Consider the following 5755-nt stretch of genomic DNA (forward strand, 5'->3'; position numbering starts at 1 on the left):
GACACCAATTACGTTAGAGGGACTTGGGGTGACTGGCAAGTCTTTTTTTTTATGCCCTTATTAAAATAAGTGCAGGACTCTGCATTTTTCTGTTGCAAAGGTCTGCACTTCTATTTTGCAATAAACAAGTATTCCTAATGAAGGGATAAAAATGTTTTTTACAGAGCATACTTTTATATTAATTATTGTTTCGTTAGTAATATTTTTAATACTAATAATTCTACTCGTTAGTTATTTTGAAGAGCGTTCCAAAAAAAAAATTTATTACTGTTTAAAGACAAATATAGAAGCATTTGCTTTCGCCGGCTCTGCATATTATTTGAATATAAACCAATCAGATGAGCCAATTGTTTATTTAGTTATTTCTTTGGCATTGATAGGTATGATAAAGTTTATTGATGCAATCATATCTTTATATGATTACTTATTTAATGAATGAATCTTGAAGTGGAATTAAGAACCGGCGGAACGGTTCGAGACCAGTGAAAAAGTCGGATTAAGACCAGGTCGGTGAGTAAAATCTATAATTCTCCATGAAAAAACCCCCTAATTGTTGGTATAATTGCTATGATCAAATACCAACAATTAGGGGGTTTTACTTGTGCTTCGATTATAGTCAAAACCTTCAAGTTTTCACTCTGTATTATACGATAAAATCCTGGAAAATCATATCCTTAAGAAAATAAAGACCGATATTGATTTTTCTTTAATTAACGATCTTTTGAAAGATAGTTACTCCGAATGATTGTGCCGTCCTACCAAAGAGCCAGAGTTAATGTGTAAACTTCTATTTTTACAACACTTATATAATTATTCCGATGAACAAATAAAGGCAGAAGCTGAACTGAACCTCGCGTTTGCGTTTATGTACTTTCTCGGTCTCAATCCAGAAGATTCTCTGCCAGACAAAAGTCTCCTGTCCAAGTTCCGAACGCTGCGACTTGATGAAATGATGACTGAAATGGCGAGACAATGTGTAGAACAGGGGAGTCTTGAAGGAAAAAGTGTTAGTATTGACGCTACCCATATCGAAGCGAATACCAAGAAGAAAACATCTTAGCGATTGATGAAACATCTGGCCCGGTATATATACATATGAATAAGAAACGGGGCAATCACTTGAGAACTTATCAGAGGTTCCAGATTATCAGGAGATTCCGGATCACCCAGAAGCGAAGGCTGTGATGAAAGGCTACTTATTGAACGTAATGAATCTAATAGAAAAACAAGCATCAAATAACGTTCCAAACACGAAGGAATTAATACAAAAAGCTCAGAAGGTCCTAGCGGATCCCAAGTTTATCAACCAGAAAAGCATCCGATCCCTTATTGATGAAGATGCGAGAGTCGGCAGAAAAGCAGGACTTTTATGGATACAAAACTGAATTTGTGATGACAACAAACGAACGAATTATTACGTCCGTATCCACATCGGATGGTGCTTATACAGATGGAAGTTATGCCAAAGAACACGGAAATGTATGGGGATAAAGCTTATTTCGGAAAATCTATACTGGATGATATACAATCCTTAAAAGCGCACCCTTATATACCTGTAAGCTCCCTTGTATACAGACTTGACGAAAGTCAATTCACCTATAATAAAGACGCTGATGAATGGCAGTGTAGCCAACGAAACATCACCGAAAAAAGAAATACTTAAGGACAAAAGGGAAAGATGGTGGACGAGAAGGATATAAATATTAGCTTGGATTGAAGCAATGTAAAGCCTGTCCACTTCATGACGAATGTGCAAAGAGAAGTGCAAGAAGATTACTGGTGGTAGGGGCTAACACAGCTGAATTTTATGAAATATCAACACCAAAAGTCCGAAGCGTTTAAAGAAAAATATAAAATGCGAGCTTCTATAGAAGGAAGAATGCGGAGATCATACGATTTCATGGCCTATCTCGAACCAGGGGGTATGTGCATCCATTCAATCGAAATTAGCCGCCATAGCGGTAAATATAAAGAGGATCGCTACGATATAAGCTCGGACGGTTCCCATAATTCACATTCAAATTAAGAAGTGATGTTTACTAATAAGGGTAAAGGAAAAAACAATGAGCTATTCGACCTAACAATTAAAGTAGCTCATCTGTTTTTTCTATATTATTAAGCAAGTGAATCTAGTGATACACCGGTCACATAAAAATAAAGGATTTCTATATTAATTAATAATTTCTAACGTCGAGCAGAAAAAAAAGCCATCCATATTTATTCTTTAATTTATACTCAGTTTTAATATCTTGAGTAGCAAAATAGACAGAGGCTGGATTTATTGGAATGGGTAAAGGAACATTACTTGTTACCCCTTTAATGATTTTGGTTTTTGGAGAAGGTTTAAATAGTTTGATCATTTCAATTACTTCCTTCTGTTCAAGCTGTTCAATAATTTCTTTTGATAACTTTATATCACCGATGTCAATTGCTTCATTCAATTGAGAAATTTTTTTGCGAAATGAATTAAAAAAAGGATGCTTTCTTAAAGCGATTATTTCTTCCCATGTATAATAGTTAATATCTGGTATAGTGTAGTATATTATTTCTGAGATTGCTTCTTTGTTATCTGTTTTTTTGAATTTTTCTACAATCAATCCTTCATAGTAGTTTGCTAAGAAATTGCAGTTTATCTTTGCATTTAATTTTTCCCAAGCTTCAAACCCTACTCCAAAGGCTTGTCCTATTCTTAAAGCATTTTTCATATGATTGGGGTTTTTTTCGTCAAATGAAATTGTAGGATATTTAGTTTGGTAATATTGTTTTGCAACTTCCATACCAACACCTAGAACTTCTTGATTATCTATAGGAACTATAAATGGATCTTTCAAATTATATGCAGTAATTGGAACATGAATCTTTTCTAGTTCCCTATATGTTTCATTAGTCCATTTTTCACCCTCAGCAATTTTTTCTTTAACAGAGGAATGGAGTTTATGATCCACTTGCAAAATTATCTTATCATACCAGAGTGCTGCTAGCTTTCCTTGAAATTCATATAGAAAAGTCGATTGGTTTGTAGTTAGTGTATTCCATGATATAAAAGCAATGTTTGCTTTGATAATTTAACACCTCTTTATCTGTTAGTTATATTATTGCATCTAACTGCCAATTTCGTAAACAAAACAATAAAAAACTCTAACAATCAATGGAAGCGACAATGATTTCTTTAAATTAAAAACACTCATTAACAAAAGGGTTTTACTGATTCATCTGTACATAATTTTAAATTGAGAGGCGGAATCAGTAGAGCCATTATAACAAATGATAGTAGCATTGATATAACTGGTGTTTGCCGTGATAGATTCTCATATACTTTAGCTGTTCCACCTATATGAGTGGATCGTTTTAACCAATATGAAAGCGGCTTGCTTTAACAGAAATGATGAATGATGAAGCAAGCTGCTTTATACAAACAGTTGAAACAGTCAATGGAAGTGATGAGCGAGATGTAACCTGTAGCTATTTCTTAAATAAACGTTTAATTAAGGTAATTGCTTACGTGGAGCAAACCTAAAACCAATTGTCTCGAGCTATCCCACTAAGCCCTAAACCGTCCCCCTCCGAATCAATTGAACCGCAATCTCTTTCTTCATTTCTACTTGCCCATCAATCGCTTGTAAGAACAAATTCCGCCCGATCTTAATCAAATTCATTTCAATCGTTGTGATCTTCATCATCTTGGAGATGGGTTGATTATCAAAACCGATCAAAGCTAAGTCATCTGGTACAGAGAGTTGCTTATTTTCACAGCTTACAAGAATTCCAGCAGCCACTTGGTCACTTGTCACGAGAAGAGCGGTCGGTGAATCTTCCATCTCCATGATTTGCTTAACAACATGTTCTCCGTCTTCGAAATATAAGCAGTCCTCAAAAATATGATCCTCTCTGAGAATGCCGTTTTTTCTTTGCATAAAATCCTTATAAGCTCGTTCTCGTTTTTGGCTATTTGCTCCAGATCGACGTCCAATGCAGTAGCCTATTTTGGTATGTCCGTTTTTATGTAGATAAGACAATGCCATTGTGAAAGCTTGATAATGATCGACAAAAGTAGAGGAGATGGACTCTTCCTTTGTGTCTTCGCATAGAACAATTTGGCCGTAATCGAGATACTCTTTTATTGTCTTTAAAGGTGAGGTTCTTGAGCAAATGAGTAAGGCATCGATTTGCTTATGTTTGAGCATATTCAATGCTTCGATTTCTTTCTTTTCGTGGTAGTTTGTCTGAAATAATACCAGGTTGTAATGATGCTCGATGGCCATTTCTGAAATTCCTTCGATTAGTTGGCCGAAGTAGGGGTGGTTGGTAAATGGAATGACAACGCCAATTAAAAAGGTTTTTCCTTTTCTTAAATGAACGGCGTTAATATTTTTGCGATACTTTGTTTCATTGATGGCCTTCCAAACAGCCTCTTCTTTCTCTTTGCTAACATAAGCGTAGCCATTTAGCACTCTTGATACAGTTGAAGGGGAAACTTGCGCCATTTCTGCGATTTTTCGTATATTCGTCACCTGATCACCTCGCCATGATATCTCTATCGTATCACTAGTTTAATCGAATAGCGCCTAAATTTTAGTATATGGAAGTTTTAATGAATGCCCTTACAAAAAAGCTTGCGTTGAAACGCGTTTCATAAATTATAGTGTGTTTACAAGGTTGATAGCCTAAATTAAAGGAGGAAGACAAAATGAGTAAAAGCGTGAAAAACAAAGGGAATCATGATTCGCTACAAATTACTCAGTCCCTAAATCAACGAGAAAATAATGAGTCATTACGAGTGCTGAGTGAAGAAGATTGGGCATTCTGGAAAGAGAATGGGTACGTGGTGATTCGCAATGTGGTTCCACAAGAAAATGTCGAGCGTCTTGTCAATCTTATCTGGGAATTTGAAGAAAAGGATCCCAATGATTCGTCTACCTGGTATGCACAACCCAATAAAGAAATGGAAATGAAAGAACTGACAGGCACAGGAATGGTGGAATTATACAATCATCAATATTTATGGGATAACCGCATGTATGAGAAAGTATACAATTCGTTCGTCGACATCTGGGGCACAGAGAAATTATGGACGACCATTGATCGGTGTAATTTAAATTTCCCAATTAAACTTGAGCATACGTATAACAGCTTTATTCATTGGGATGTTGACACATCACTTGATCCAATCCCTGTGAATGTACAGGGCGTCTTATCACTAGTGGATACCGAAATCGATATGGGCGGATTTCAATGTATACCAGAGTTATATCGTGATTTTGATGAATGGGTGAAAACCCAGCCTGAAGATCGAGATCCACACAAGCCGAATACGGAAGGGTATACACCTACAAAAGTCGTAACAAAAGCAGGCGATCTCTTAATTTTTAATAGTATGCAACCCCACGGGATTCGCGCGAACACTTCTGATAAACCGCGTATCGCACAGTACATCTCGATGTTTCCTGCGCAGGAAGAGGATGAAGATCTTAAAGAAAGCCGCATCGAAATGTGGAAAGAGCGGATTGCACCAAGCGGAAAAGCCTTCCCAGGGGATCCGCGTAAATGGGAGCAGAAGAAATATGAGAAGGCGGAGCTTAGTGAATTAGGGGAGAAGTTGTTGGGGTTAAAGTCTTGGGAAGAATCACGGGGACGGTTCGAGACCAGTGAAAAACTAACGTTTTTTTCTTAGACTTAATAGCTAACCCTAAATAAAGAATATAATAGAAGCTTTTCAACCAAATATACATGAAAAAAGAGGACGCTATCGTAGCGA

General features: G+C 36.5%; 3 protein-coding genes and 1 pseudogene. 2 read left to right on the forward strand and 2 right to left on the reverse strand.

Annotated features, from left to right (window positions below; all coding sequences use genetic code 11):
- Window positions 1-655 precede the first annotated feature (655 nt).
- Window positions 656-1988, forward strand: a pseudogene (locus PQ511_RS23435) (transposase); the annotation flags it as partial.
- Window positions 1989-2174: 186 nt separating this feature from the next.
- Here the strand turns inward: PQ511_RS23435 and PQ511_RS23440 are convergent.
- Window positions 2175-2945: a hypothetical protein gene (locus PQ511_RS23440; RefSeq protein WP_273854331.1), complete on the reverse strand. Its 771-nt coding sequence runs from the start codon at window positions 2943-2945 to the stop codon at window positions 2175-2177.
- A 603-nt stretch (window positions 2946-3548) separates the two neighbouring features.
- On the reverse strand, window positions 3549-4511 hold the full coding sequence (locus PQ511_RS23445) for a substrate-binding domain-containing protein (RefSeq protein ID WP_273854332.1): 963 nt from the start codon (window positions 4509-4511) through the stop codon (window positions 3549-3551).
- A gap of 176 nt (window positions 4512-4687) precedes the next feature.
- On the opposite strand from PQ511_RS23445, the gene PQ511_RS23450 reads away from it, so the two are divergent.
- On the forward strand, window positions 4688-5671 hold the full coding sequence (locus PQ511_RS23450; RefSeq protein ID WP_273854333.1) for a phytanoyl-CoA dioxygenase family protein: 984 nt from the start codon (window positions 4688-4690) through the stop codon (window positions 5669-5671).
- Window positions 5672-5755: the final 84 nt, after the last annotated feature.

This window comes from Guptibacillus spartinae (assembly GCF_028610625.1).
Lineage (GTDB): Bacteria > Bacillota > Bacilli > Bacillales > Guptibacillaceae > Guptibacillus > Guptibacillus spartinae.